Annotated in this window: 24 protein-coding genes; 16 read left to right on the top strand and 8 right to left on the bottom strand. The window is 51.3% G+C overall.

Features of this window, described 5'->3' with window-relative positions:
- Position 1: 1 nt before the first annotated feature.
- Together JI741_RS10355 and JI741_RS10350 are read left to right on the top strand one after the other, a co-directional pair.
- Positions 2–409, top strand: a complete 408-nt coding sequence (locus tag JI741_RS10355) for an acyl-CoA thioesterase (protein ID WP_202008995.1) — start codon at positions 2–4, stop codon at positions 407–409.
- Complete coding sequence (locus tag JI741_RS10350; RefSeq protein ID WP_202008994.1) at positions 406–1,386, top strand: YihY/virulence factor BrkB family protein; 981 nt, start codon at positions 406–408, stop codon at positions 1,384–1,386. The genes JI741_RS10355 and JI741_RS10350 overlap by 4 nt, the downstream gene beginning before the upstream one ends.
- Positions 1,387–1,487: 101 nt before the next feature.
- On the opposite strand, the gene JI741_RS10345 is transcribed toward JI741_RS10350, so the two are convergent.
- The gene (locus tag JI741_RS10345) at positions 1,488–1,922 is read right to left on the bottom strand and encodes an LEA type 2 family protein (protein ID WP_202008993.1); all 435 of its coding nucleotides are present in this window, start codon (positions 1,920–1,922) and stop codon (positions 1,488–1,490) included.
- A 146-nt stretch (positions 1,923–2,068) separates the two neighbouring features.
- Here JI741_RS10345 and JI741_RS10340 point away from each other — a divergent pair, with 146 nt between their 5' ends.
- The 3 genes from JI741_RS10340 to JI741_RS10330 all read left to right on the top strand — a co-directional run bounded on the left by JI741_RS10340 (position 2,069) and on the right by JI741_RS10330 (position 4,171).
- Entirely contained in the window at positions 2,069–2,680 is a 612-nt protein-coding gene (locus JI741_RS10340; RefSeq protein ID WP_202008992.1) for a 2OG-Fe(II) oxygenase, read from the top strand.
- Positions 2,681–2,803: 123 nt separating this feature from the next.
- Complete coding sequence (locus JI741_RS10335; protein ID WP_202008991.1) at positions 2,804–3,274, top strand: DinB family protein; 471 nt, start codon at positions 2,804–2,806, stop codon at positions 3,272–3,274.
- 51 nt (positions 3,275–3,325) lie between these two features.
- The gene (locus JI741_RS10330; RefSeq protein ID WP_202008990.1) at positions 3,326–4,171 is read left to right on the top strand and encodes a dienelactone hydrolase family protein; all 846 of its coding nucleotides are present in this window, start codon (positions 3,326–3,328) and stop codon (positions 4,169–4,171) included.
- Positions 4,172–4,256: 85 nt separating this feature from the next.
- Here the strand turns inward: JI741_RS10330 and JI741_RS10325 are convergent, their stop codons facing one another.
- On the bottom strand, positions 4,257–5,894 hold the full coding sequence (locus JI741_RS10325) for an AMP-binding protein (RefSeq protein WP_202008989.1): 1,638 nt from the start codon (positions 5,892–5,894) through the stop codon (positions 4,257–4,259).
- 267 nt (positions 5,895–6,161) lie between these two features.
- On the opposite strand from JI741_RS10325, the gene JI741_RS10320 reads away from it, so the two are divergent.
- Positions 6,162–6,665 (top strand): hypothetical protein, encoded by a 504-nt coding sequence (locus tag JI741_RS10320; protein ID WP_202008988.1) that lies wholly within the window; start codon positions 6,162–6,164, stop codon positions 6,663–6,665.
- 208 nt (positions 6,666–6,873) lie between these two features.
- Positions 6,874–9,603, top strand: coding sequence for a DNA polymerase I (polA, locus tag JI741_RS10315; RefSeq protein ID WP_202008987.1), 2,730 nt, complete (start codon positions 6,874–6,876; stop codon positions 9,601–9,603).
- 36 nt (positions 9,604–9,639) lie between these two features.
- Here polA and JI741_RS10310 read toward each other — a convergent pair whose 3' ends face one another.
- Positions 9,640–9,990 (bottom strand): YraN family protein, encoded by a 351-nt coding sequence (locus JI741_RS10310; RefSeq protein ID WP_202008986.1) that lies wholly within the window; start codon positions 9,988–9,990, stop codon positions 9,640–9,642.
- 136 nt (positions 9,991–10,126) lie between these two features.
- On the opposite strand from JI741_RS10310, the gene JI741_RS10305 reads away from it, so the two are divergent.
- The 6 genes from JI741_RS10305 to JI741_RS10280 all read left to right on the top strand — a co-directional run bounded on the left by JI741_RS10305 (position 10,127) and on the right by JI741_RS10280 (position 16,396).
- Positions 10,127–10,948, top strand: a complete 822-nt coding sequence (locus JI741_RS10305) for a metallophosphoesterase family protein (RefSeq protein WP_236675988.1) — start codon at positions 10,127–10,129, stop codon at positions 10,946–10,948.
- 2 nt (positions 10,949–10,950) lie between these two features.
- Entirely contained in the window at positions 10,951–11,673 is a 723-nt protein-coding gene (gene lipB, locus JI741_RS10300) for a lipoyl(octanoyl) transferase LipB (RefSeq protein WP_202008985.1), read from the top strand.
- A 30-nt stretch (positions 11,674–11,703) separates the two neighbouring features.
- Entirely contained in the window at positions 11,704–12,108 is a 405-nt protein-coding gene (locus tag JI741_RS10295) for a hypothetical protein (RefSeq protein WP_202008984.1), read from the top strand.
- A gap of 57 nt (positions 12,109–12,165) precedes the next feature.
- Positions 12,166–12,885 (top strand): 3'-5' exonuclease, encoded by a 720-nt coding sequence (locus tag JI741_RS10290; RefSeq protein WP_202008983.1) that lies wholly within the window; start codon positions 12,166–12,168, stop codon positions 12,883–12,885.
- Positions 12,886–13,237: 352 nt separating this feature from the next.
- On the top strand, positions 13,238–15,409 hold the full coding sequence (gene rnr / locus JI741_RS10285) for a ribonuclease R (protein WP_202008982.1): 2,172 nt from the start codon (positions 13,238–13,240) through the stop codon (positions 15,407–15,409).
- Between the two features lie 3 nt (positions 15,410–15,412).
- Positions 15,413–16,396, top strand: a complete 984-nt coding sequence (locus tag JI741_RS10280; RefSeq protein WP_202008981.1) for a polyprenyl synthetase family protein — start codon at positions 15,413–15,415, stop codon at positions 16,394–16,396.
- A gap of 160 nt (positions 16,397–16,556) precedes the next feature.
- Here JI741_RS10280 and uvrA read toward each other — a convergent pair whose 3' ends face one another.
- A complete protein-coding gene (gene uvrA / locus JI741_RS10275) occupies positions 16,557–19,427 on the bottom strand; it encodes an excinuclease ABC subunit UvrA (RefSeq protein ID WP_202008980.1) in 2,871 nt (956 codons plus the stop codon).
- A gap of 181 nt (positions 19,428–19,608) precedes the next feature.
- Positions 19,609–20,004, bottom strand: coding sequence for a hypothetical protein (locus JI741_RS10270; RefSeq protein ID WP_202008979.1), 396 nt, complete (start codon positions 20,002–20,004; stop codon positions 19,609–19,611).
- 176 nt (positions 20,005–20,180) lie between these two features.
- On the opposite strand from JI741_RS10270, the gene JI741_RS10265 reads away from it, so the two are divergent.
- Together JI741_RS10265 and JI741_RS10260 are read left to right on the top strand one after the other, a co-directional pair.
- Entirely contained in the window at positions 20,181–20,831 is a 651-nt protein-coding gene (locus tag JI741_RS10265; RefSeq protein ID WP_202008978.1) for an RNA polymerase sigma factor, read from the top strand.
- A complete protein-coding gene (locus tag JI741_RS10260) occupies positions 20,779–20,991 on the top strand; it encodes a hypothetical protein (protein ID WP_202009969.1) in 213 nt (70 codons plus the stop codon). The genes JI741_RS10265 and JI741_RS10260 overlap by 53 nt, the downstream gene beginning before the upstream one ends.
- 21 nt (positions 20,992–21,012) lie before the next feature.
- Here the strand turns inward: JI741_RS10260 and JI741_RS10255 are convergent, their stop codons facing one another.
- Positions 21,013–21,606, bottom strand: coding sequence for a 3-keto-disaccharide hydrolase (locus JI741_RS10255; protein ID WP_202008977.1), 594 nt, complete (start codon positions 21,604–21,606; stop codon positions 21,013–21,015).
- A gap of 132 nt (positions 21,607–21,738) precedes the next feature.
- On the opposite strand from JI741_RS10255, the gene JI741_RS10250 reads away from it, so the two are divergent.
- Positions 21,739–22,911, top strand: a complete 1,173-nt coding sequence (locus tag JI741_RS10250) for a glycosyltransferase family 4 protein (RefSeq protein ID WP_202008976.1) — start codon at positions 21,739–21,741, stop codon at positions 22,909–22,911.
- A 3-nt stretch (positions 22,912–22,914) separates the two neighbouring features.
- Here JI741_RS10250 and JI741_RS10245 read toward each other — a convergent pair whose 3' ends face one another.
- Together JI741_RS10245 and JI741_RS10240 are read right to left on the bottom strand one after the other, a co-directional pair.
- Positions 22,915–24,102: a Gfo/Idh/MocA family protein gene (locus JI741_RS10245; RefSeq protein WP_202008975.1), complete on the bottom strand. Its 1,188-nt coding sequence runs from the start codon at positions 24,100–24,102 to the stop codon at positions 22,915–22,917.
- 50 nt (positions 24,103–24,152) lie between these two features.
- Positions 24,153–25,382 carry an MFS transporter gene (locus JI741_RS10240; protein WP_202008974.1) on the bottom strand — a complete coding sequence of 410 codons (1,230 nt, stop codon included), beginning with the start codon at positions 25,380–25,382 and terminating at the stop codon, positions 24,153–24,155.
- Between the last annotated feature and the right edge of the window lie 9 nt (positions 25,383–25,391).

The following is a 25,391-nucleotide window of genomic DNA, read 5'->3' as shown; positions in this document are numbered from 1 at the left end:
CATGTATCAATCCGAAACCAGCATACGCGTACGCTATGGCGAAACGGACCAGATGGGCTATGTCTATTATGGATTCTATGCCATGTATTATGAAGTGGCGCGTGTGGAAAGTTTGCGCCAGCTGGGACTGACCTATCGCGAAATAGAAGCAATGGGCATCATCATGCCGGTGTTGGAGAATAAATCGAAGTATCTTGCGCCCGGCCGCTACGACGAGCTGCTGCGCATTGTCACCACGCTGCGCGAAAAGCCCACGGTGCGCATCCGGTTTGAGTACGAAATTTTTAACGAAGAAAATAAACTCATTCACCAGGGCGAAACGCTGTTGGCCTTTGTTGATAAGCAGACGAACCGACCCTGCCGGCCGCCGCAAGCTATGGCAAACGTTTTGGAGCCGTTTTTTAAATGAGATATAAGTATAAACGATTTCTGCTTCACTGGAGCCCGGGCAGCCTCCTCATCGCCTGGCTGAAAAGGGTGCGCTTCAAAAAGCACGAGAATGTTTCACTCTATAAAATCCTGAAAATATTTTTCCACAACCTCATGGACGATGAGATTCTGGACCGGGCCAACGGCGTGGCCTACAACTTTATTCTCGCCATTTTTCCGGCCATCATTTTTCTGTTCACGCTCATTCCCTACATCACCGACTATTTTCCCGAGATCAACACCACCAGCATCATGAACTTTGTGGGCGAACAAATGCCGCCCAGCATGTATGAAGTGATCTCGTCGACCGTGCTCGATATTGTGAGCAACCAACGGGGAGGCTTGTTGTCGCTGGGGTTTGTGTTTTCGCTCTACCTTTCCACCAACGGCATGATGGCGCTTATGCGGGCATTCAACGCCTGCTATCGCACCAACGAAAACCGTGGCGGGCTCAAAACAAGGCTCATCGCCACGGGACTCACCATCAACATGGCCATCGTTTTGTTTCTCGCCATCATTCTGCTCATTGTGGGGCAATTCATGCTGAACTATGTGATGGCCCACTTGCCGGAATTTGATTGGCTCACCAGCTTCACGGTCACGTTGCTGCACATCTCCAGGTTTCTGGCGATTTTCATTTCGTTTTTCCTGGCCATTTCGTTTATCTATTATTTCGGGCCGGCCATTCACTATAACTGGCGATTCTTTTCCATCGGCTCGCTGCTGGCAACCTTGTTCAGCCTTGGAGTGTCGTATGGGTTTTCATATTATGTTACCAACTTCAGCACCTACAACAAAGTGTATGGCTCCATTGGCGTGCTCATTGCGCTCATGGTGTGGATACAGCTCATCACGGTGGTGCTGCTGGTGGGCTATGAAGTGAACACCAGCATTCACGACGCCATCAGAAAGGAAGCGTTGTGGAATGCGCGCAAACATCGGTTGAAGAAAACGTAAGCTTCAGCGCAATAACGTCGACCTTTGCCAGATTTGGTTTAGCGTGAATACATGCGACAAACATTTCTGTTTGCTATGAAGGCTGTGAACGCTTGTTGAATCTAGAAGCTGATACGAATGTTGTCCGTATAATCAACCGGCACACGAATGGGAAATCCGTGATAGGTTAATTTCAGATAGCCCTGATAGCGCACCTCGAGTTTTTTGCCGCCGATCATGCCGAGCAACGTATCCATGAAGCCCAGTTCCTTGATGGCGAGTTTCACTTCGAGTGGCACAGAAAATTCTTTCTGCGCCGGAATCTCCGTTCTCAACTTTTGATCGACACGCGCCGATTTTTTGCCGTTGATATAGATGTCGACATTGATGCGTTTCAACTTGCCGCGCACCTTGTTGGGGTTGAAGAAGATGGCGTTTGCTCTGAGCATGGGCTCTGAGTTGGCATCTACCACCACATCGCGAATTTGCCGGAGCACAATTTCTTCGTGGGGCCGGTTGCAGCCAGCCAGCAGCACAACGAAGGTTAACAGGAGCAAGCTGAATGCAGCACGGCTTTTTGGAATGAAAAAAGAGCCTGAACGAAAATGTTTTGAAAAGGTATCCGGTTGAGTCATACGGTGTTTCAGAATGGATGATGGCATCGCGTAGTAAGTATAGACATTCTATTTATAAATTTGTTACAATGAACAGCCAGTTTAATGCCATTGCCGACGGACTAGCCGAAAACGGATATGCCGTGATCGACAATTTCCTCAGCCCCGACGAGGTGACCGCCATTGTGACACTCGACGCTTTTCGCGAGGGCATGGCCCATTTCAAAAAAGCCGGCATTGGCAAAGACCATGGCTTGCAGATTAACGAAGCCATCCGCGGTGACTATATTCAATGGCTCGATAAAAATACATCGCCCGCACCGGTGCTGGCCTATCTCGACAAGCTGAACCAATTGGTGTTGTTTCTCAATCAAAGTCTTTTCCTGAGCTTGAAAGATTATGAGGTGCACCTCACCGTCTATCCGGCCGGTGCATACTATAAACGGCACCTCGATCAGTTCAAAAAAAATGATCACCGCCGCCTTTCTGTTATCTGTTACCTTAACAAGGATTGGACCGAAAATGAAGGTGGCCAGCTGCGCATGCACCTCGACAAAGAAACGTTAGATACCCTTCCCGTGGCGGGGCGACTGGTGTGCTTTCGGAGCGATCAGATTGAACATGAAGTGTTGCCCGCCACCCGCGAACGCCTGAGCCTGACCGGCTGGATGCTGGACCAACTGGCCGACGTGAGAATCTGATTCAATAATCTTTTTTCGAAAATTGCGTGAATGTTTTTTAAAACGCGTCGTGCATTTGACACGTCGCATGCAAAAACCGTATTAAATTGCCGACCGTTTTCAGGGTCATCAATCTCTCAACGCATGAAAAAATATTTCCTTAAACTCTATCAGTACAACTATTGGGCGAACAAGCGTGTGTTAAGTGCGCTGACCAGTCAGAACGTGAGCGACGAAAAAATTCTCAGCATCATGGGCCACGTGGTGGCCGCCCAGTATCTGTGGCTCCACCGCATTCAGGGTCTGCCACCGGCCGAAGTGAAACTTTGGGGAACCTACAACCTTCCACAACTGGTGAGCATGGCCGAAGAAATTGGAACACGCTGGTTGCAGTTTGTGGAGAGCACCGACAACTTCGATCGCGAGCTCACCTATCACAACTACACCAACGACCCCTACATCAACAACGTTGAAAATATCATGATTCACCTGGTGAATCATTCCAGCTATCACCGCGCCCAGATTGCATTGCTGCTCCGCCAAAATGGATTTGAACCGATCAACACCGATTTTATCACCTACGACAGAGTGATCACCGGTCAATGGAAAGATTGAAAACTAAAATGGGGGCGTGTTGGTTTAGGAGTGTACAAAACCTGAAACACTATGCGTAAAATCTATCTACTGCTTTTTTTCGTGCTGCTCGCCGCCAGGGCGTTTAGCCAGGATGGCATCACCGTGTGCCACACATCGTCGACCGACAAGTTCGCGGTCTTTGCGTCCAACAAAAAATTCAACCGCGAACATCCCACGCCCCGTCCCTACACACACGTGAGCGTGGAGGGCGGCAAAATGATTCAATACAAAACCCCCGACGGGCAGGATGCCAATGCCTACCTGGTGCTGAACAAAACAAAAACCGACAACTGGATTTTTGTTTTCCAGGAATGGTGGGGCCTCAACGATCACATCAAAAAAGAAGCTGACGAACTCTTCAAAGACCTCGGCAACGGGAACGTGATTGCCCTCGACATGTATGACGGCAAAGCTACCGCCGACCGCACATTGGCGGGACAGTATATGCAGCAATTCAAGCAGGAACGTGGCGACGCCATTGTGAAAGGCGCCATTGCCTATGCCGGACCAAAAGCAAAAATCGGAACCATCGGCTGGTGCTTTGGTGGCGGACAGTCGCTGGTGGCCACACTCAACGCCGGCAAGCAGGCCGTGGCGTGTGTGATCTATTATGGCATGCCCGTGGATGATGTGGAGAAACTGAAAACACTGAACACCGATGTGCTGGGCATCTTTGCTTCGCGCGAAAAATACATCACACCCGAAATCGTGAAAAAGTTTGAAGCTAACATGAAAGCCGCCGGCAAAAACCTGACGGTGAAAAACTATGACGCCGATCACGGCTTTGCCAACCCCAGCAATCCCATCTTCGACAAAGCGGCTACAGAAGATGCTTACAAAACCACGCTGGCATTTTTTAAGGCGCGACTGAAATAGTCAATCGAAAAATATTCTCACGCGAGAAAAAAGAAAGGCCCCGACTTGCCGGGGCCTTTCTCGTTTGGATGGTGTTCGTAAAAATCTATTCCCACACCACAGCCGTTTTCATCTTATACCACACCGGATATTTTTCCAGGTTTGCTTTTTCGAGCTCGTTGCGTTTCAGTTTCATCGACGGGGTGAGCATTCCGTTTTCAACCGTCCAGTCGCGTTGCATGATCACGGCCGCTTCCAGTTTTTCGTAACTCTCCAGCGAGGGATTGACGTGCTCAAGGGTTTGCGCGATGCTGTCGCGAATGGCGTCTTTCGATTTTGATTTGCCGGCTGCCGACAAATTGATCAAGGCAATAGGTTGAGGAATGCCCATGCCCACCACGCACGCCTGGTCGATGTCGGGATTTTGAAGCAGCTGCATTTCGATGGGAGTGGGGTCCACGAATTTTCCTTTGTCGGTTTTGAACTGATCTTTTATTCTGCCCGTGATCGTGAAAAAACCTTCGCGGTCCACTTCACCCTTGTCGCCGGTTTTTAAGTAGCCGTCGTTTGTCAGTACCGTGTTTGTGAGGGCTTCGTCTTTATAGTAGCCCATCATCAGTCCGGGGTGTTTCATCTGCAACTCGCCCTGTTCGCTCAGGCGCCATTGAATGCCCGGCCACACATGACCCACCGTGCCGATCTTCACCTTGTTTAGGTTAATGTGCGAGAATGCCAGATTCTCGGTCATGCCATAGGTGTCGCGAATGATGATGTCGAGTTTTTGAAACCAGCGCAGCAGTTCCGGTGCCACAGGGGCCGCGCCGCTGATCACCCATTTGCATTTGGCAAGACCCAGTTTTTTCTTGATGGCCCTTTTCACCAGCAAGTTCACCAACGGAATTTTCAGGAGCTTATCCAGTTTAGGTTGGGGCATGGCTTCCAGGATCTTCTCGCGAAACTTGGCCCAGATGCGGGGCACAGCCAGAAAAATGGTGGGCTGCGCTTCTGCCAGGTTGGCTCCGAAAGTTTCGAGCGACTCAGAAAAATAGATGGTGGAGGCCGAATAGAGGGCGGTCATTTCCACCAGCGATCGCTCGGCCACGTGGCTCAGCGGCAGGTAGGAAAACAGCCGGTTGTTGTCGCCGGGTTTCACATCGATGGCGTTCAGGCCCTCCTTCATCACAAACTGAAACGCTCCAAAATTTAGCATCACACCCTTGGGGTTGCCTGTGGTGCCCGACGTGTATTTTAACGTGGCCAATTCATCGGCCGTCCACGATGCAAATTCTTTCAGCGGCGGGTGCGTGGTCACAAGGTCCTCCCACGCGGGGAAGGGAGTTTTCAAATAAGTCGAGAATCCGATGCAGGCCACACCCGTTGGGATACCCGCCTTCTGGTCTTCCCAGGTGTCGAGCTTGCCCACAAAAAGAATTTTTGTTTCGCTGTGCTCCAGAATCTGTGCAATAGTGTTGCCCGTGAACGTGGGGTAGAGGGGAACAGAAATATGTCCGGCCATCCAGATGGCCAGGTCGGCCATGATCCAGTGTGCGCAATTTTTTGAAAGGATGCCTACCCGGCTTCGGGGAGGAAGGCCACGTTCGGCGAGGGCGGTGGCCATGCTGCGGATCTCCTGACCGGCTTGGCGATAGGTCCATTTTTTCCACACCCCGGCGAGCGGTTGCTGTAGAAAAATTGCCTCAGGCTTTTCGGCTTCCCAGCGGACAAACTGTTGGATGGGGTTCATGAACAAAAAAGATTTTTATGGTTTGGGGCGGCCGTTTCCTCTCCGGAAACGTGTGCATTGAACAAAAAAGACTTTTTTAACCTTGAAAACCAAGTTTCGCAGGGTTTTTGTAGACGCATGGTCAACCCCCAAAGTTGGGGGTGTAAACCTTTTGTTAACCCTTTTGCCCAGCCAAAGCAGCAACCTTCCCGTATTTGATCACGAGCTCAGAATTTGTTTCGGAGCGCGCAGCAATCAAATCACCCTATTAACAAAGTTCACACGATTATGAAAAAAATGACCCCCTCTTCTCCCCTCACGTTGGCCAGCAAATTCACATCCGTTGATTCGCTCTACCCTTTTCTGGTAGGCATTGTAATCTTTATTGTAGCCCTTATTCTCAGCAGCTGTAGCAAAGACGATGCAGCCGCCGAAGATTTCTCGGCCGATGCGTCGAAGCTTGCGGGAACCTACACCGTGACCGACACCGACGAGTATGACGAGATCGAAACCTATGAAGTGACCATCACCACGTCGAAAGACGGTGGCGCCTTTGTGGAGATCAGCAACTTTGGCGACTTCATGTATGTGCCCGTGAAAGCCACCATCAAAGGAAAAACATTCGACATCCCCCATCAAACCTTCAAAGGAAAAACCATGACCATCGTGCTGTCGGGTTCGGGAAGTCTGGCCGGCGACGTGCTCAGCTTCAAGTATATACTCGACACCGACGACGACTATTCGTTTGAGCACAACTGTGCCGCCACCAAAAAGCAAGGCATAACCAATTGATCTAAAATCTTTAATCTGTCAAATAGTGGGTAAGGAGCGTGGCGGGAGAAATCCTGTCACGCTTTTTTTCATGCTTTTTTATTGGTGTTGACGGCATCCCGCAAGAGCGGTGAGGTGCTGAAACCGATACTTAAAAATTAGCGGAAATCGGGTGGCAATACGTGAAAGAAACGTTGGTTTCTTTTCGAATTGTACAATACTTTGCAACATGAGCAAACCCGATAAAAAACTCTTTCTTCTCGATGCCTATGCGCTGATCTATCGCGCACATTTTGCTTTCACAAAAACACCCCGCATCAACTCCAAAGGCATCAACACCTCCGTGGCCTTTGGTTTCACCAACACCCTCATGGAAGTGTTGCAGAAACAGCGCCCCACACACATCGGCATTGCCTTCGACACCGTGGCCAAAACTTTTCGCGACGAAATTTTCAAAGAATATAAAGCCAACCGCCAGGAAACCCCCGAAGACATTCGCTCGGGCATTCCCATCGTGAAAGAAATTATCCGCGGCTTCAACATCCCCATTCTCGAAATGGATGGCTACGAAGCCGACGACATCATTGGCACCCTCGCCTCGCAGGCCTGCAAGCAAGGCTTTGAAGTGTATATGATGACACCCGACAAAGACTTTGGCCAGCTGGTGACCGACTGCGTGTTTCTCTACAAACCTGCCTACATGGGCAACGCCGTAGATGTGCTTGGCCCCAAGGAAGTGTGCGAGAAATGGGACATCGAAAATGTGTCGCAGGTCATCGATATGCTGGGCTTGCAAGGCGACACGTCCGATAACATTCCGGGCATTCCCGGCTTTGGCCCTAAAACCGCCGCCGTGTTGTTGAAGCAATATGGCACCGTAGAAAACATTGTGGCCCACGCCGCCGACCTCAAGGGCAAACAAAAAGAACTGGTGCAAACCTACGGCGACCAGGCCATCCTTTCGAAGAAACTCGCCACCATCATCACCGATGTGCCTGTGGCGTTCAACGAAAGTGAACTGGCCTATAGCGGTCCCGATGCCGAGAAACTGAAACCAATTTTCAACGACCTCGAATTTAAGTCCATCTCGGCGCGCGCCTTTGGTGAAGCCATGGCCGAAGTGCCCCGCGTGGCACCCAAAGTGGCGCAGCTCTCCATGTTTGGCCAGCCCGAAAACACACAGGAAGCAGCCCTGGCCGGCGACCGGAAATCGCTGTCATCAAAGACGGTGCAATACACGCAGGTGGAAAACGAAAGTCAACTGGAAGGCCTCGTGGCAAAGTTGAAAGAACAACGCCACATCGCCATCGACACCATTACCGACGACGTGGCCAACTTCGATTATCAATGGCGCGGCATCGCCTTTTCATACCGCCCCGACGAAGCCTACTATTATCCCATCGATTCGGCAGAGAAAGCGACCAACGCAGCAAAGATTTTCGCACCGGTGATGACCGACGCACAAATCACAAAAGTGGGCCACAACCTGAAGGCTTCGGTCATCATCATGAAAAAGAACGCCGTGGAAGTAGCCGGGCCGTTGTTCGACAGCATGATTGCCCACTACCTCATCGAACCCGAAGCCTCGCACGACCTGCCCATCATCTGTGCCCAATACCTTGCCTACGACCTGCTGGAAAATGGAAGCCTGAAAGACCGTCTCTGCGAACGTGCCGATAACCTGTTGCAGTTGCGCGTGAAGTTGCAGGCCGAACTGGAAGAGCGCCGCGTGAGCAAGCTCATGAGCGACACCGAAATGCCGTTGGTGTATGTGTTGGCTAACATGGAGTTTGAAGGCGTGAAGGTGAACATGGACTCACTGGCAAAAATGTCGGAAGAGCTGAAAGGCGAAAGCGACAAAGTGCAGTACGACATTTTCAAAATGGCCGGCACCGAATTCAACATCGGCTCACCCAAACAACTAGGCGACATTCTGTTCGACAAAATGAAGCTGATTGAGAAGCCCAAAAAAACCAAGTCGGGCCAGTACGCCACGGGCGAAGACATTCTCGCCACCCTGGCCCCAAAGCACGACATCGCTAAAAAAATTCTGGACTATCGCGAATACGAAAAGCTTCGCTCCACCTATGTGGACGCGTTGCCCAAGATGATGAGCAAAGCCGACGGCCGCATTCACACCGACTATCGTCAGGCCGTGGCCGCCACGGGCCGGTTGAGCTCGAACAACCCGAACTTGCAGAACATTCCGATCCGCACCGAAAAAGGCAGACAAATCAGAAAGGCATTTGTGGCGCGCAACGATGACTATCTTTTTATGTCGGCCGACTATTCGCAGATTGAATTGAGAATTGCCGCGTCGTTTGCGAAAGATCAGATCATGATCGAAGCCTTCCGCAACAAGCGCGACATCCACACCACCACCGCGGCCAAAGTGTTTAAGGTGGAACTCGAAAAAGTGACGCCCGACATGCGGCGTAAAGCGAAAGAAGTGAACTTCGGCATCCTCTATGGCAGCACCGCGTTTGGTCTGTCGCAAAACCTGGGCATATCACGCACCGAGGCAGCCGAAATCATTCAGTCCTACTTCACCGAGTTTGCCGCCATCAAACGCTACATGGACGACTCCATCAACAACGCGCGCGAAAAAGAATTTGTAGAAACCATTCTGGGCCGAAAGCGCTACCTGCGCGACATCAACTCGCGCAACGTGACCACGCGTGGTTTTGCCGAACGCAACGCCATCAACGCACCCATCCAGGGCAGTGCTGCCGACATCATTAAAATCGCGATGGTGAACATTCACCGCTGGCTGGCCAAAGAAAAACTGAAATCGAAAATGACCATGCAGGTGCACGACGAACTGGTGTTTGATGTGCACAAAGACGAAGTGGAAATTGTGAAACCAAACATTGTGAGCCTCATGAAACACGCGGTGCACCTGGAAGTGCCCATGGAAGTGGAGGTAGGTGTGGGACTGAACTGGCTGGAGGCGCACTAAATTTTTTATTGACGCCCGTCAGATATTAAGCGTGCGTTAATTTATGGCGTCTTCGAAGTGAAAAATTTCCGGAGGCAACGTGAGGTGCACCGACACGATGTCGAAGCGAATGTGTCCTTGCCAGTCGTTTGCAAAAATGTAGTGCTCGGCCGCGTGGAAGATGTGTCGTGCCTGGGCCTCGTCAACAAATTCTTCGGGGTAGCCAAAGGAAACTGACGAACGCGTTTTCACTTCCACAAAAATGAGCCAGTTGCCCCGTTGCACAATGAGGTCTATTTCGGCGCGTCCGTGACGGTAGTTTCGGGCAACAATATCAAAGCCCTTGGCCTTGAGAAAGTCAGCGGCAAGATTCTCGCCGTAGGTGCCGGTTTTCATTTTGTCGCTCACAACTATGTAATACCTTTGAAGGAAGATAGCACAACCTGCGAAGAGAAATAAACGGTGTTATCAAAGACTTTCTATTCGTCGACATTCTACCCGCTTTCGTTTTTAGAGAACTTTTGAAATTGATAAATCCTGATTTATGAGCCTGTCGCGCCGAACCTTCATCAAAAACGTTTCGTCTGCATCGCTGGTGATGCTGGGCGGAAGCGTGCTGAACCTCACGCCCGCCGAAGCACAACGCCTGGGCAAGAAAACAGCGCTGCGCTTTGTGGTGGCTTCCGACGGCCACTATGGCCAGGAAGGCACCGACTATGTGGGCATGTATGACACGATGATCAAAAACGTCACCTCGTTTCACGCTCAGAATCCATTGGACTTCTGCGTCATCAACGGCGACGTGATTCACGACGGCAAAGATTTTCTGCCGCCCGCCAAAGCCATGCTCGACAAACTGCCGGTGAAATACTACGTCACCAAAGGCAACCACGACATGGTGAGCGATCAGCATTGGAACGACGTGTGGGGCATGCCCGTGAACCACGATGTGGTGCTGAACAACAACGTGCTGCTGCTGGCCACGTCGTCTAACGAGAAGGGCGAATACCTGAGCCCCGACCTCGCGTGGATGAAAGCCAAACTGGACGAACACAAGAAGAAAAAAAACATCTTTGTTTTTGTGCACATCCCGCAGTCGAAATGGGAGAGCTTCTCGTTGGAAACGCCGGAGTTTCTGAGCCTGATGAGCACCTCCAAAAACGTGCGCGGAGTCTTTCACGGCCACGAACACAAAGAAGACAACGTGAAGATGAAAGACGGCGTGCCCTACATGTTCGACTCTCATTTTGGCGGCAACTGGGGAACTGCCTACCGGGGTTTTCGTGTTGTCGAGCTGATGCCCGATCATTCGTACGTCACCTACATCATGAATCCAACCGAAAAAATCAATCAAGCGAAATTCTGAGCGTGAATTCCAACATCAATAAAAAAACCAGCGTAACCGACCTTGGGCTCATCGACTACAAGGAAGCCTGGGACTATCAGTCGTCGCTGTTCGAAAAAATTCTCGCCATCAAGGCCGGCAATCGCGATTTGCCCGAACATCTTCACAAGGCCACCGACAACTTCCTGCTTTTCTGCCAGCATCCCCATGTGTATACGCTGGGCAAAAGTGGCAAGGAAAATAACTTTCTGTTGAAGGAAGACGAGTTGAAAAACCTGGATGCTTCCTACTATCACATCAACCGCGGTGGCGACATCACCTACCACGGACCGGGTCAGATTGTGGGCTACCCGGTGATAGACCTCGAAAATTTTTTCACCGACATCCATCAATACATGCGCTTCCTGGAAGAAGCCGTGATCCTCACGTTGAAAGAATATGACGTGGAGGCGGGCCGCATTCCAGGGCTCACCGGTGTGTGGATTGATTACACACAAGATCACAAGGCCCGCAAAATTTGCGCGCTCGGGGTCAAGACCAGTCGTTGGGTGGCCATGCATGGCTTTGCGCTGAATGTGAATCCCGACCTGTCGTATTTCAATCACATCATCCCCTGCGGCATCACCGACAAGGCCGTCACCTCGCTGCAACAAGAACTTGGCCGGCCCGTTGATGTCATAGAAGTGCAGGGCATGCTGCAAAAACATATTGCCCGGTTATTTGAAATGGAAATTATAAACAACTGAATGAAGAGACTTTAAAAATCAGGAATAGCCATGATCAAAGACATTAAAATCCCGGAAGTAAAAAACGTGACCCTGGCCGTGGCGCGCAAATTGAATAGCGCAGACCATTTTGAGTGGAGGGTCTATCTCATCAACAACAACGACGAAGCCATCGAAAACACGCTGGTGGCCAGCAAGGGCTACGGCCACAAAGACGGCGAAGAACAAAAGACCTCCATTCTCCGCCATTTCCTCGACACCATAGCGCCCAACAGCGCCACATTGATTGAACTCATCGACCCCGCCGTGTTTCATTTGAACAACGAATACTGGGTGAGCTACTATATTGGGACACAAATATTCGACAAGCGTTTTGTGTTTGTGCCCGACTCCATCCGCGAGGAGAACATTTCGTTCATCAAGGAACTTGAGATGGAAGGTGTGTTACATTCCTAAATAAATTTTTGAAGATCGGCCGTAATTTCTACTTTTAGCCAACAACGCCCCGATGTGATGCTGCCCGAACTTCGCGACCTCTTATTTCTCGACATTGAAACCGTGGCCAGCACGGACAACTACAACGCCCTGGATGAGCGCCTGAAAACGCAATGGTCGCGCAAGGCCAATTTTTTTAAACGCGACAGCGAACAAACCGACGAAAGCATCTTTCACGACCGTGCCGGAATACACGCCGAGTTCGGGAAAATTATCTGTGTGGCCGTCGGAAAATTTTTCGATACCGAAAACGGAGAGCTGGGCCTCAAAACAAAAGCCTACTATGGCGACGACGAACGCGAGCTGCTGTCGGAGTTTAAGATGATGGTGGAAAAGCTCGACCCGGCCGTGCTGAAACTGTGTGCTCACAACGGCAAAGAGTTCGACTATCCCTACCTCTGCCGCCGCCTGCTAGTGAACGGCCTCCCGCTGCCGCCCACCCTAAACCTGATGGGCAAGAAACCGTGGGAAGTGTTGCACCTCGACACCATGGAGATGTGGAAGTTTGGCGACTATAAACACTTCACCTCGCTCGATCTGCTGGCGGCCATTTTCCAGGTGCCATCCAGCAAGAGCGACATGGACGGCAGTCAGGTGAACAAGGTGTATTATGAAGACAAAAACCTGGAGAAGATAAAAGACTATTGCGTGCGCGATGTGGTGGTGCTGGCCCAGTTGTATCTGAAGATGAGAAGCGTGTTCATCAGTCAGCCGCTGGTTCACAAACACTCCGACTAATCCCTCATCGGCGATCGTCCCCCAGGAGCACCAAAAACGGGCATGAAGATGCGTACGAAAAAATTTTGTACCTTCGTACCCATAAAACAATGTTGAATGACCGCGGCCGGCGAGTTATGCTTGAAGAAATAAGTTTGGATACCCCGGACATGATGCGATGTCCAGAGCTACCTAACGGCACACCAGCAGGGCAACGGCGAAGCCCAATGATCCTCAAACCATACTCTCAAGGTGCAGACCAGCCCTGCCCCTCCTCCCCAGATCAATTCAATCTTTTAGTAAATTAAAAATCAATAACAATTTGTCACCGGAAAGCATTTTCCCTGTGGTGACACATGTGAAAAACACAACAATGAGTAAAAAGAAAAACACAAAAGAGAAATCTAAAAATAGCGGAAACAAGCGGGGAACATTAGAAGCGGCCATCCTCGCCGTGCTGGGCGAAAACCCCGGCAAAGCCTATTCTTACAAACAACTCACCAAGAAACTAAGTCTTAAGAAAAAAGACGACACCAAAATGGCCGGCCAGATTCTGGACGACCTCGAAGAAAAAGGCACCGTGCAGCAACTGAGCAACGGCACCTACGTGACCAATCACAAAGCCGAAGCCCTCACGGGTGTGGTAGACCATGTGAGCTCGCGTTTTGGCTACGTGAAACTGGGTGGCGATCAGAAAGACATCTATGTGAAAGGAAGAGACCTCGGCTCGGCCGTAGATGGCGATACCGTAACGGTCACCGTTTTCCCGACACGCCACGGCGAACACCCCGAGGGGAAAGTAACGTCAGTGGTGCGTCGTAACCGAACGCGTTATGCAGGCAAGGTGGAGCTTTCAAAAAACTTCGCCTTCGTGGTGCCCGATCACCGGAAGATGCATACCGACTTCTTTGTTTATCCCGAAAACATTAACGGTGCAAAAACCGGCGACAAGGTTGTGATTGAAGTGACCTCGTGGGCCGACAACGACCGCAAGCCCGAAGCAAAGATTGTGGAGGTGCTGGGCGCAGCCGGTGAAAATGAAGCGGAGATCCACTCCATCATGGCCGAGTTCGATTTGCCCTTCCGCTTCAACGAAAACGTTGAAAACGAATCGAAGAAAATAGACGAAGACATCACCAAAGAGGAGATCAAAAAACGTTGGGACTTTCGCGAGATCACCACGTTCACCATCGACCCCGAAGATGCCAAAGACTTTGACGACGCGCTCTCGTTCCGCAAGCTCGACAACGGCTTGTATGAAATCGGCGTGCACATTGCCGACGTGACACACTATGTGACACCGAACTCCGTGCTCGACCAGGAAGCCTTCGACCGTGCCACATCGGTCTATCTGGTGGACCGCACCATACCGATGTTGCCCGAACGACTGTCGAACGAACTGTGCTCGCTTCGTCCACACGAAGACAAGCTCACGTTTGCCGCCGTGTTCGAAATGGACGACAAGGCACAGATCAAAAAAGAATGGTTTGGCCGCACCATCATCCACTCCGACAAGCGATTCAGCTATGAAGGCGCACAGGAAGTTTTGGAGAGCGGCAAAGGCGAGCTTTCGGAAGAGCTGGTGTTGTTGAACACGCTGGCAAAAAAACTGCGCAAAGACCGTTTCAAGAAAGGCGCCGTGAACTTCGAAACCACCGAAGTGAAGTTCAGGCTCGATGAAAAAGGAAAACCCCTGGAAGTGATTCCCAAAGTGCGCAAAGATGCCCACAAGCTCATCGAAGAATTTATGCTGCTCGCCAACAAGCAAGTGGCCACCTATGTCTATAACCTGCACAAGGGCAAGGAGAAGAACACGTTTGTGTATCGCATCCACGACTATCCCGATCCGGAAAAGGTGAAAGACTTTTCGGTGTTCGCCACACGCTTTGGTCACAAAATGACCATTGACGAAAACTCAATCTCCTCGTCGCTCAACAAGCTGATGACGGAAATTGAAGGCAAGCCCGAGCAGAACATCCTGGAGCAACTGGCCATTCGCACCATGGCGAAAGCAAAATATTCCACCGATGTGAAAGGACACTTTGGGTTGGCGTTCGAGCACTATTCGCACTTCACATCGCCCATTCGCCGCTATCCCGACATGATGGTGCACCGCCTGCTGCAACACTATCTCGACGAAGGAAAGCCCGTGAGCAAAAATGAATATGAACTGAAGTGTGTGCACTCTTCGGAAAGAGAAAAACGCGCCGCCGATGCCGAACGCGCTTCCATCAAATACAAACAAGTGGAGTTCATGGCTTCGGCCGAGAAGAGAGTATACGACGGACTTATCTCTGGCGTGACCGAGTGGGGCATCTATGTGGAGATTGTGGAAACAAAATGCGAAGGCATGATCCGCATGGTAGACATGACCGACGACTTCTACGAATTCGACGAGAAGAACTATCGCATCTCCGGACGCAAAACGCGCAAGACCTATACATTGGGCGACCGCGTGCGGGTGCTGGTGAAGAAAACCGACATCGACAAACGTCTGATCGACCTTGTGTTTGCTCCAAAAGTTAACGAGCCCGAAGCAGAATAACCCATGGCGTCCAAGTCTTCCCTATCCCGCTATCAGCAGTGGATCGAACAAGAAATAAGCAAACAGCATTTCGGAAAAGAACCGGCTTCGCTCTATGAACCCATTCGCTACCTGATGGCCCTGGGCGGCAAACGCCTGCGGCCCATGCTGGTGCTGCTGGGCTATTCGCTCTATAAATCGGATGTGAAAAAGGTGGTGCGCTATGGCGTTGCCGTAGAAGCCTTTCACAACTTCACCCTCATGCACGACGACATCATGGACAAGGCGCCCCTGCGTCGTGGAAAAATGACCGTGCACAAAAAGTGGAACGTGAACACCGCCATCCTCTCGGGCGACGTGATGCTGGTGAAAGTCTACGACATGTTGCTGTCGCTGGATGCCGGCAAACTGCACCGCGTACTGAAAGCGTTTAACAAGTGCGCATCCGAAGTATGCGAAGGCCAGCAATGGGACATGGAGTTTGAGTCGAAGCCTACCGTTTCGGAAGAACAATACATCAACATGATCAGGCTGAAGACCGCCGTGCTGCTGGGTTTCAGTCTGGAGCTTGGAGCAATTCTGGCGGGTGCCGACGAAAAGGAATGTCGCGCACTGAGAGCGTTCGGCACCAACATCGGCATCGGCTTTCAACTGAAAGACGATTTGCTGGACGCCTACGCGGATCCAAAAAAATTCGGCAAACAAGTGGGCGGCGACATCATTGCCAATAAAAAAACATTCCTGCTCATCAAGGCACTCGAAAAAGCAAAAGGCCGCCAGAAAACAGAACTGAACACATGGCTGACGGCCAAAAAATTCAAAAAGCAGGAGAAAGTAACAGCCGTAAAGTCACTCTACGACGCACTTGAAATTCAATCGCTCACCGAGAAGAAAATTGACTATTATTTTGCCAAAGGTTTCCGCAGCCTTGAGGCCGTGAATGGTCGCGACGAAAACAAGAAAGCGATAAGATCTTTCACAGAAGCGTTGATAGCGCGGCAGGTGTGATTATCGAGTTCACTTGGTAAAACCGTTCGCTAAAAATTTGACCTTGTTCAATCAGCTTTCCATCCCCTTATTTGGAATGACACAATAAAAATGGAGGTCACAATTTGTGACCTCCATTTTTATTTTCACCAAAGCGCGTTACAAAGCTTTAGCAAATGAGCTAGCCCTTCAGCTTCTTTTTCAAAAACTCCGCCGTATATCCTTTTCCTTTCTTCACCATTTCTTCCGGCGTGCCTTCGAACATAAGCGTTCCTCCTTTTTTCTCGCCGCCTTCAGGACCAAGATCAATAATCCAGTCGGCGCACTTAATCACCTCCAGGTTGTGTTCGATGATGATGACCGAGTGCCCCTCGTCTACCAAGGCGTTGATGGCCTTCAGCAGTTTGAAGATGTCGTGAAAGTGAAGCCCCGTGGTGGGCTCGTCGAAGATGAAAAGGATGTTGCCTTCGGTTGAGTTTTTGCCGAGGAAAGAAGCGAGCTTCACGCGTTGCGCTTCGCCGCCGCTCAGGGAGTTTGACGATTGCCCCAGCTTTACATAGCCCAACCCAACTTCATTCAGGGGAAGGATTTTTTCGTAGATGGGTTTCTTGTCTTTAAAAAATTCAAGACCGTCTTCCACCGTCATGTCCAGGATGTCGGAAATGTTTTTGCCGTTCACTTCCACCTCCAGCACTTCCTGCTTGAAGCGTTTGCCCTGACAGGTTTCGCACTTCAGATAGATGTCGGCCATGAACTGCATTTCAATCTTGATCTCGCCTTCACCCTGACAGGTTTCACAGCGTCCACCCTCTACGTTAAATGAAAAATGCGAAGGCTTGTAGGCGCGTTGCTTCGACAACGCCTGGTCGGCATAGAGCGTGCGAATGGCATCGTAGGCTTTCACATAGCTGATGGGGTTCGAACGCGACGATTTGCCGATAGGATTCTGGTCCACAAACTCCACTTGCGTGATGCGCGCAAAGTCTCCCTCCAGCTTGTCGTATTTGCCCGGCGTTTCCGACACGGTGCCCGAGAGGCGCCCCATGGCCGGGTATAGAATTTTTTTGATGAGGGTCGATTTTCCCGAGCCGCTCACGCCCGTCACCACCGTTAAAATGCCCAGCGGAAATTTCACCGTCAGGTTCTTCAGGTTGTTTTCTCTGGCGCCGGCCACCGTCACGGAATCTTTCCACTTGCGCCGCGCCTTGGGCACGGCAATAGATTCGCGGCCGCTGAGATAGTCGGTGGTGTGTGAGTTAACCTTGCCGTCGATGTCGTCTACCGAGCCCTGAAACACCAGTTCGCCGCCATGGCTTCCGGCATCCGGCCCGATGTCGATGATCTGATCGGCCGCCCGCATAATTTCTTCTTCGTGCTCCACCACAATCACGGTGTTGCCCAGCTCGCGCAGCGACTTCAGCACGCCCACCATGCGGTCGGTGTCTTTGGGATGCAGGCCAATGCTGGGTTCGTCCAGCACATACATAGACCCCACCAGCGCGCTTCCCAGCGACGTGGCCAGCTTGATGCGCTGATACTCGCCTCCCGACAGCGTGGACGTGAGGCGGTTCAGGGTGAGATAACCAAGGCCCACCTTGGCCATGTACTCCAGGCGTGACGTGATTTCGGTGAGAATGCGATCGGATATTTTTTTATCGAATTCCGGCAGCGACAACGTGGGGAAAAGTGCCAGCATGTCTTCGATGGGCATCAGCACCAGGTCGGTGATGGACAGGCCCGCGATCTTCACATACTGGGCGTCCTTGCGCAGACGCGTGCCACGGCAATCGGGACAATTGGTGCGGCCGCGATAGCGCGACAACAGCACACGGTATTGAATCTTGTATGTTTTGGATTCGAGAGACTTGAAGAAGCTATGAATGCCTTCGAAGTAGGTGTTGCCATTCCACAGCACGTCCTGCTGCTCACGTGTCAGTTCGTTGTAGGGGCGGTGGATGGGGAAATCGAACTTGATGCCGTTCTTTAACAATGGCTTCTGCCATTCGCTCATGGTTTCGCTCCGCCACGGCGCAATGGCGCCTTCATAGACCGACAGCGACTTGTCCGGAATCACCAGGTCTTCGTCGATGCCCAGCACTTTCCCGAAACCTTCGCAGGTCTGGCAGGCGCCAAACGGGTTGTTGAAACTGAAGAAGTTAATAGACGGCTCGGTGAACCGCATACCGTCCAGTTCGAATCGGTCTGAGAATCGGGTTTTGTCCTGGCCCTCGGCATAGATCAGGCAATCGCCCTCACCTTCAAAGAAGGCCGTCTGCACGGAGTCGGATAGCCTGAACGTGGTGTCTTCGTCTTCGGGATTCACCGACGCCCGGTCGATAAGAATCTCCACAAGGTCGTCTGACGCGGCGGCGGCCTTCTTTTTCTTGCCACCCTCGGCCGGGGCCGCCAACTCCTCAATAAACTTGACTTCGCCGTTGATAAGAACCCTTGCAAAACCTTTACTCAATAACAGATTCAGCTCATCAGCCAGCTTGCGGCCCTTTTTTATGTGCAGCGGGCAAGCCACCATCACACGGGTGCCAACGGGCAGTTTGTTCACAAAATCGATCACCGACGTCACCGTGTCGCGTTTCACTTCCTTGCCGCTGATGGGCGAATAGGTTTTTCCGATGCGGGCAAAGAGCAGTTTCAGGTAGTCGTAGATCTCGGTGGTGGTTCCCACGGTAGAGCGGGGGTTCCGGGTGTTCACCTTTTGTTCGATGGCAATGGCCGGCGACACACCCCGGATATAGTCCACCTCGGGCTTTTCCATGCGGCCCAGAAACTGGCGGGCATAGGCGCTAAGACTTTCCACATACATGCGTTGCCCCTCGGCGAAAAGCGTGTCGAATGCCAGCGACGATTTTCCGGAGCCCGACAGCCCGGTGATGACCACCAGCTTGTTGCGTGGTATGGCCACGCTCAGATTTTTCAGGTTGTTGACCCGCGCCCGTTTGATGATGATGAATTCGCGAGGGTCAAGGTCGTCGAGGTGAGAATCGTTTGTTTTGGCAGCGAGGGTCTTAGACACGGATTGTTTTTTAGTGGTCATTCAAAGTAAACGAAAATGGGCCTTGCCCTGCTGATTCACAAGACAAGGGGCACAAAAAAAATCGACGAAAAAATCCCGCGGCGTTCAGCCGTCATTTCACTCGAATGTGGAGAGGATGCAGCGGAAACAAAAAACACCATCCGTGGGAATGGTGTTCACTTTTATGAAATATTCTTTCGAATCAACTGTCAAAGTCCGGATCGTAGCTGGCTTCGCGCCCGCGGCGGCCGCCACCCTCTTCGTCATAGTCGTCGCCATCGCCTTCGGCAGAGTTGCCTTCGAAGTCGTCGCTGCTATTGTCGAAATTGTCGTCCTCTTTTTCGAAGTCGCCCGCGGGCTCTCCTCCTTTTGACTCCACATCATATTCGCCATCGCTGTTTTTGGTGGCGGGCACCTTTACCAGATACGTGGCATCCTCGGTTTCCAGGGGGAAAACAAAGATGGGTTCACGCTTGGCATTGGTGATGCGTGTGATGCTTCCCTCATATCCGTTTGGATATTGGTCGCGAATCAACTCCTGAAGGTCTTCGGAGAGATTTTCGAGACTTTTGATAACTTTTTTCTTGCTGATGGCCATACTATTGAAGACGCAGAATTTGCGAGCAAATAGCTAAAGAAATTGTATGAGAGGCAAGAATTTTTTGAAAATTTTTTGCGCTGATTCAAAATATTTCTATCTTTTCAAACCTATTTGTTCCACTAACCCAAAACAATATCGAAACAGATCTCTACGTTACCTTAAAGTGAGAAAGAATGATTGACAGCAGATTAAGCGACTCCCAGCTCGTGTCGCTCTATCAAAACGGTAACGAAGAAGCTTTCGATATGCTCCTACACCGGCATAAATCCAGGATCTATACAGCGATTTACCTGATTGTGAAAGATCGGTACACCGCAGAAGATCTTTTGCAAGAAACCTTCGTCAAAGCGATCAACACCATCCGTGGTGGCCGCTATAACGAGGAAGGAAAATTTTTGCCGTGGATCAGCCGCATCGCGCATAACCTGGCGATCGACAACTTCAGAAAAAACAAACGTTACCCCGAGGTAGTACTGGAAGACGGAAGCCGACTCTTTAACTCTATGGAGTTTGCAGAAGAGTCGATTGAAGAGAAGCAGATTTTTAAAGATACACGAACGAAGCTCAGAGATTACATCAAAGAACTGCCGACAGAACAGAAGCAAGTGCTCATCATGCGGCATTATTTACAAATGAGCTTTCAGGAGATCGCGGAACGCACGGGGGTGAGCATCAACACGGCATTGGGAAGAATGCGCTATGCACTCATCAATCTGCGGAAAAAGATGGTGAAACACAGAGCCAATGATAAAAACTTTTACTCAAACGGACTTGATCAGGTATTTATACCACGAGACTACGGAGAAGGAGACGAGGGAGATTGACAAAGCCCTCATTTGTGACAGCGATTTGCAAGCTCTTTATAATGAGCTGTATGTCCTGAAAAAGAACATGGATGCCGCGCAGCTTGAACCTTCGGCCGGCACCGTATTGAACATCATGAGCTACGCCCGCAGCGTCGGGCAAAGCAAAGAAGGGCGCTAAGGCCCTTCCCGGATGTTTCTTTTATAAGGCCTTCACCTCAACGATGCGCCAACGCACTTTTACACCACCACCGTCGTGTATCTGTAGCGCTATTTTTCCTGTACTTTCCCCGATCTTATCATCTTTCAGGGTGATCATCTGAACGCCGTTCAAAAACGTGTTCACTTCGCCGCCTTGCACCCGCACAACCATGCGGTTCCAATCACCTTCCTTTAATTTGCTTTCCAGCTCGGGTTTGGGCTGTATCAGCCATCCACGGCCATAGCTTTCATAGATGCCGCCGGTGTGTTTGTTGAGGGGCGCAACCTCGGCCTGCCACCCGCTGATCTTCGTGCCTTCCACGGAGCTGTGAAAAAACACACCGCTGTTGCCATTCGACTCTTGCTTGAATTCTACGGTCAATTCGAAGTTTTTGAACTCCTGTTCAGATACCAGATAGCCATATTGCTTGTCCGGACCGCTCTCGCAGATCAGTTCGCCTTTCTCGACATACCATTTTTCGGTGCCGGCCACCTTCCAGCCGGTGAGGTCTTTTCCGTTGAAGAGTTTTGTTTGGGCATGCGCGGCGCCCAGCGCGAGCGTCGCCAGCAGAAGGGTGATCAGGGGTTTGTTCATATACTAATTTTGGTTTGTCCTGAAACTACGACGTGAGGCCCATAAAATAAAACCGTTTCAGGACGACCGGTTGGGGGCACAAAAATGCGGACGGTGCGCGGCCGGGCTGTGAAACATTGTTTTCTTTGCACCGTGAAAGTTTTGATTCTTCACCAGCATTTCAACACGCCTCAGTCCGGTGGAGCCCTGCGGTCGTACTATCTGGCAAAAGCCCTGGTGGTCGCCGGCCACACACCGGTGGTGATCACGGCGCACAACGAGAAAGCGTACGTGAAGCGGGGCGTAGAGGGAATTGAAGTGCACTACCTGCCCATTGCCTACGACAATCGCTTCGGGTTTGGCAAACGAAGCATGGCTTTTCTGCGCTATGTGCGGGCGGCGGTGAGTCTGGCGGCGAAGCTTGAAGGCATTGGGGTTTGTTATGCCATTTCTGTTCCGCTAACGGTGGGGCTGGCTGCACGACTGCTGAAGACGCGTTATGCCATTCCCTACATTTTTGAAGTGGGCGATCTATGGCCCGACGCCCCCATACAAATGGGGTTTGTGAAGAACTATTTTTTCAAACAATTTCTCTACGACCTCGAGAAATCCACCTATCGGGGCGCCCAATCGGTGGTGGCACTTTCGCCCATGATACAGGAGGCAATCGTGAAGAAAACACCCGGCACACCCGTGCACCTGGTACCCAACATGGCCGACACGGAATTCTACCAGCCGTCGGTGAAAGACCCGGCTTTGGAGGCGAAATTTGGCGTGGCCGGAAAATTTGTGGTGTCCTATATCGGCGCCGTGGGGCTGGCCAATGGCCTCGATTATTTTATGGACTGCGCACGCGCCTCACAGAAAGCATCGCTGCCCGTTCATTTTGTGGTGTGTGGCGATGGCGCTGTGCTCGAAAACCTGAAGACCGTCGCGAAACAGCTTGGTCTTGCTAATTTTTCGTTTATTCCCTTTCAAAATCGGGAAGGGGTGAAGGAGGTTATGAACGTGACCGATGCGTCGTTTGTGTGCTACAAGCCGCTGCCCATTCTGGAAACGGGCTCGCCCAACAAATACTTCGATGGTCTTGCGGCGGGCAAGCTCATGGTGGTGAATTTTGGGGGCTGGATACGCGAAGAAATTGAGCAGAACCAATGCGGCGTGTATGTGGACCGCCAGCATCCCGAAGACTTCGTGACTAAAATAAGACCCTTCCTCGACGATGTGGAGCGGCTAAAAAAAAGCCAGCAAGCATCACGCCTGCTGGCCGAAAGAAAATATTCGCGCGCTATACTCGGCGAAAAATTCGCTTCACTTTTCCGCTAGCCATCAGAGTGTGCGCTGAATGATTTTGCCACTTGCTTTATTTTTCAGAATCAGTTTTTTGGCGCCATAGTGTGTCACTTCTTCCTTCACCAGATAATGTTCGGCATCGTATTCTTCGAGGTGGCTGTCTTTGGAAACGCCGGTGCGGCCGCGCCAGATGTCGAGCTTCACGGGTTCCCATAGTTTTGTTTTGGCCGACTTGTAGGCGGCGTCCAAAATGACGTTCACTACATAGCCGTCGTAGAAAGTTTCTTTGGGTTCTTTGTTCTGCTCGATCGATTGGAACATGTCCATGAACATGTGGTTGTAGCCCAGCTCGTTCAGCTCGTCGCCTACGGGGAAAATCCAGCCCGAATCGCTCTCTGATTTTTCGGCCAGGTAGTCGCCGCTTTTGCCGGTGGTGAAAATTTCGAAGCCGGTGCGCATAAAGCTGTTGATCCAGATGGTGCCTTCGGTGCCCATCACTTCGTCGCGCAGGTCGAGGCCACCGCGGAAAGTCCAGCTCACCTCAAACTGGCTGATGGCGCCGTTCTCGTATTTGATCAGGCCAATGGCGTGGTCTTCGGCATCGATGGGTTTCACCTGCGTGTCGGCCCAGCACATCACTTCCACGGGCAGGATGTCTTTGCCGATGTAGCCACGGGTAATTTCCACGCAGTGGCAGCCAAGGTCAAGAATGCAGCCGCCGCCAGCTTGTTCGATATCCCAGAACCAATCGCTGTGGGGGCCGGGGTGTGTTTCGCGCGACTTGGCCCAGAGGATGCGACCCAGGGCGCCCTTCTTCACACTCTCCTGTGCCTTGATGAACTTGGGCGTGTATACCAGATCTTCGAGATAGCCATTGAAGATGCCGGCTTTCTCTACGGCCAGCAGCATGCGTTTGGCTTCTTCGCCGTTGCGGCCAAGGGGCTTGGTGGTGATCACTGCCTTTTTGTGTTTGCAGCAGAGCATCACGGCTTCTTCGTGGAGGTTGTTGGGCAGTGCAATGCACACCACGTCTACCTCGGGGCGGTTGATGGCGTCTTCCATGACGGTGGTGGAGAACGCAACGTTATAGTCGTCGGCAAATTTCTTCGTGCTTTCTTCGCGACGGGAATAGATGCTCACAATTTTGTCTTTGCTTCGGTAGCCTTGAATGGATTCGGCATAGAACCGGCCGATAAAGCCCGAGCCTAGCATGGCGATGTTCATAGTTCGTTGGCGTTGGTTGTAGTTGTCGTTATGAAATAGTTTTGATTTTCTCAGCCGGTCGCCTTCCGCGTGTTGTCGCGGAAGAACAAAACAAACAGTAGCAGCACCACCACGGCGATGCCCGCCGGCACCAGCCACACATTGGTCCAGTTAGTGATGGCCGGGTCGCCCGAGGTGTAGGCATCTTTCACTTTGCCGGCCACAATGGAACCGATGAACATGCCGGCGCCATAGGTAGCCAGCGAGATCAGACCCTGGGCTTGCGACTTAATTTTTTCGCCCGCCTTCAGGTCGGTATAGATTTGTCCTGTCACAAAAAAGAAATCGTAGCACACTCCGTGAAGCAGGATGGCAGCATAGAGCATCCACGACGACGTGTCGGCCGAGCCATAGCCGAAAAAGAGGAACCGCGTGATCCATGCCACCAGGCCGATGATGAGAATTTTTTTCACACCGTATTTCTGAAAGGCCAGCGGCAAGAGCAAAAGAAAAATCACTTCCGATGCCTGCCCCAATGACATTTTGTTTTCGATGTTAAAACCTGTCGGGTCTGCGGTTGGAAACGCAGCCTTGTAGGAATCGGTGAGCGAAGGGTTGGCCCACGTATAGTAGAACGACAGCGGAATGCAAATGAGAATGGACGACAGAAAGAAAATGCTGAACGAACGATCTTTGAAAAGCACAAACGCATCCTTGCCGATAATCTGTGCAAAACTTGCCGCGTCGGTAGACGATGGCGGTGTGTTGGGAAGGAAGAACGCAAACACACCCAGCAGGGCAGACGCGATCATAGAGATTTGAAAGATGGCAACCTTATCGCCCAAAGACATGAAGCCGATAAAATTCACCACCACGATCCAGGCCACTGTGCCAAACACACGAATGGACGGAAACTCTTTTTGCGGATTGCTCATTTGCTGCATGGCGATGGAGCTGGTGAGCGCAATGGTGGGTGTGAACGTGAAGCAATACACCAGCATGATCCAGAAAAAAGCATCGGGGTCGGTGGTATTCACCAGCACGAACAGCATGGCCGCGCCCAGCAGGTTGAGCACGCCCAACACTTTTTGTGCGGCGAAATAGCGATCGGCAAGCAGCCCGACAAAAAAAGGCGATGCCATCATGGCAAATGAGAACGCGGCATAGACACTTCCCACCTGGTCGCCGGTGGCATGCAGTTGGTTGGTGAGGTACTTGCTCATTTGCCCGTACCATGAGCCCCAAATGAAAAACTGGAGAAACATCATGGCCGACAATTGAATGCGTAGCAAAGGCTTCATAGGGCAAGG

Origin of the sequence: Chryseolinea lacunae (assembly GCF_016735595.1) — a bacterium.
In the GTDB taxonomy this organism is placed as follows: Bacteria; Bacteroidota; Bacteroidia; order Cytophagales; family Cyclobacteriaceae; genus Chryseolinea; species Chryseolinea lacunae.
The sequence above is the reverse complement of the archived record's forward strand: the minus strand, read 5'-3'. Positions and strand labels throughout refer to the sequence as shown.

Coding starts and splice junctions, on each gene's coding strand:
- JI741_RS10245 (WP_202008975.1), bottom strand. CDS start 24,102: ATGAACATCGCCATGCTAGGCTCGGGCTTTATCGGCCGGTTCTATGCC.
- JI741_RS10295 (WP_202008984.1), top strand. CDS start 11,704: ATGATCAAAGACATTAAAATCCCGGAAGTAAAAAACGTGACCCTGGCC.
- rnr (WP_202008982.1), top strand. CDS start 13,238: ATGAGTAAAAAGAAAAACACAAAAGAGAAATCTAAAAATAGCGGAAAC.
- JI741_RS10240 (WP_202008974.1), bottom strand. CDS start 25,382: ATGAAGCCTTTGCTACGCATTCAATTGTCGGCCATGATGTTTCTCCAG.
- JI741_RS10270 (WP_202008979.1), bottom strand. CDS start 20,004: ATGGCCATCAGCAAGAAAAAAGTTATCAAAAGTCTCGAAAATCTCTCC.
- JI741_RS10330 (WP_202008990.1), top strand. CDS start 3,326: ATGCGTAAAATCTATCTACTGCTTTTTTTCGTGCTGCTCGCCGCCAGG.
- JI741_RS10255 (WP_202008977.1), bottom strand. CDS start 21,606: ATGAACAAACCCCTGATCACCCTTCTGCTGGCGACGCTCGCGCTGGGC.
- JI741_RS10340 (WP_202008992.1), top strand. CDS start 2,069: ATGAACAGCCAGTTTAATGCCATTGCCGACGGACTAGCCGAAAACGGA.
- polA (WP_202008987.1), top strand. CDS start 6,874: ATGAGCAAACCCGATAAAAAACTCTTTCTTCTCGATGCCTATGCGCTG.
- JI741_RS10305 (WP_236675988.1), top strand. CDS start 10,127: ATGAGCCTGTCGCGCCGAACCTTCATCAAAAACGTTTCGTCTGCATCG.
- JI741_RS10280 (WP_202008981.1), top strand. CDS start 15,413: ATGGCGTCCAAGTCTTCCCTATCCCGCTATCAGCAGTGGATCGAACAA.
- JI741_RS10350 (WP_202008994.1), top strand. CDS start 406: ATGAGATATAAGTATAAACGATTTCTGCTTCACTGGAGCCCGGGCAGC.
- uvrA (WP_202008980.1), bottom strand. CDS start 19,427: ATGACCACTAAAAAACAATCCGTGTCTAAGACCCTCGCTGCCAAAACA.
- JI741_RS10290 (WP_202008983.1), top strand. CDS start 12,166: ATGCTGCCCGAACTTCGCGACCTCTTATTTCTCGACATTGAAACCGTG.
- JI741_RS10355 (WP_202008995.1), top strand. CDS start 2: ATGTATCAATCCGAAACCAGCATACGCGTACGCTATGGCGAAACGGAC.
- JI741_RS10325 (WP_202008989.1), bottom strand. CDS start 5,894: ATGAACCCCATCCAACAGTTTGTCCGCTGGGAAGCCGAAAAGCCTGAG.
- JI741_RS10320 (WP_202008988.1), top strand. CDS start 6,162: ATGAAAAAAATGACCCCCTCTTCTCCCCTCACGTTGGCCAGCAAATTC.
- JI741_RS10335 (WP_202008991.1), top strand. CDS start 2,804: ATGAAAAAATATTTCCTTAAACTCTATCAGTACAACTATTGGGCGAAC.
- JI741_RS10265 (WP_202008978.1), top strand. CDS start 20,181: ATGATTGACAGCAGATTAAGCGACTCCCAGCTCGTGTCGCTCTATCAA.